This is a genomic window from Arthrobacter humicola, assembly GCF_022803015.1.
GTDB lineage: Bacteria > Actinomycetota > Actinomycetes > Actinomycetales > Micrococcaceae > Arthrobacter > Arthrobacter humicola_A.
Genome location: NZ_JAFKON010000041.1, coordinates 1 through 461, shown reverse-complemented (window position 1 = coordinate 461; position 461 = coordinate 1). Strand labels below are relative to the sequence as shown.

The following is a 461-nucleotide window of genomic DNA, read 5'->3' as shown; positions in this document are numbered from 1 at the left end:
CCGCCGCACCCGCGACGGCGTCGTAACCCGCCCCCAACGGAAAGTGAGCGCCCCCGTGACCTTGGCCTCTCCCGCCCCGGTATCCGTCGCGGATCCCACCGCGCCGATCCTGGACTTCCGCAACGTCGCCCTGACGTTCCCCAACGGCACCACCGCCCTCTCCGGCGTCGACCTCACCGTGAACCGCGGCGAATTCGTCAGCGTCGTCGGCCCCTCCGGTTGCGGAAAATCGACCCTGTTGCGCATCGCATCGGGGCTCGAGACCGCGACCGAGGGCGTCGCCACCGTCAACACCGACCGCATCGGCTACGTCTTCCAGGACGCCACGCTCCTGCCCTGGCGCGACGTGCAGTCGAACGTCGAACTGCTCGCCGAACTCAACTGGCAGCCCAAGCGCGTCCGCACCCCGAAGGCGCAGTGGGCCATCGACCTCGTCGGGCTCAACGGCTTCGAGAAGCACC

At 69.4% G+C, this 461-nt stretch carries 1 protein-coding gene; it reads left to right on the top strand.

Going from position 1 to position 461, the window contains the following annotated elements:
- Positions 1 to 43 precede the first annotated feature (43 nt).
- On the top strand, positions 44 to 461 hold a 418-nt coding region (locus tag ARTB_RS21360; protein ID WP_308197266.1), incomplete at its 3' end, for an ATP-binding cassette domain-containing protein.